Below are 745 nucleotides of genomic sequence, written 5' to 3' on the forward strand. Positions count from 1 at the left end.
TCCAGGCCGATGCGCTCGGTGACGAAGCCGTCCAGGTCCAGCCGGCCCAGCCGGTACTGGTCCACCAGCATCGGGAAGTCCCGCGAGGGCAGCGTGTCCCCGTACCAGGCGGACTTGATCGACCCGCCGCGCCCGAACACCTCGTCCAGCGGGATCTCCCAGGTCGTGCCCGGGGCCGGGACCCCGACCAGCACCATCCGCCCGGCCAGGTCCCGGGCCTCGAAGGCCTGCTTGAAGGTCGCCGCGATGCCCACCGCGTCGATCACCAGATCCGCCCCGAACCCGCCGGTGAGCTCACGCACCGCCGCCACCGCATCCTGCTGCCGCGAGTTGACGGTGTGGGTGGCCCCGAACTTCTGCGCGGTGGCCAGCTTCTCGTCATCGAGGTCCACCGCGATGATCGTGGTCGCCCCGGCCAGGGCGGCCCCGGCGATCGCCGCCGCCCCGACCCCGCCGCAGCCGATCACGGCCACGGACTCCCCGCGCTGGACCGCCCCGGTGTTGAGCACCGCACCGATCCCGGCCATCACCCCGCAGCCGAGCAGGCCCACCGCCGCGTACTGGTGCGGCTCGAGCTCGGCCTCGATCTTGGTGCACTGCCCGGCGGCCACCAGGGTCTTCTCCGCGAAGGAGCCGATGCCCAGGGCCGGGGACAGCGGGGTGCCGTCCTCCAGGGTCATCTTCTGGGTGGCGTTGTGGGTGGCGAAGCAGTACCAGGGCTCGCCCTTGCGGCAGGCCCGGCATT

General features: G+C 72.8%; 1 protein-coding gene. It reads right to left on the minus strand.

Features of this window, described 5'->3' with window-relative positions; genetic code table 11:
* Positions 1-745 (minus strand): zinc-binding dehydrogenase (locus ABD220_RS17935; RefSeq protein WP_344124857.1); only part of this gene is annotated, 745 nt, incomplete at both ends.

This window comes from Kocuria aegyptia, from assembly GCF_039530085.1.
GTDB classification, from domain to species: domain Bacteria; phylum Actinomycetota; class Actinomycetes; order Actinomycetales; family Micrococcaceae; genus Kocuria; species Kocuria aegyptia.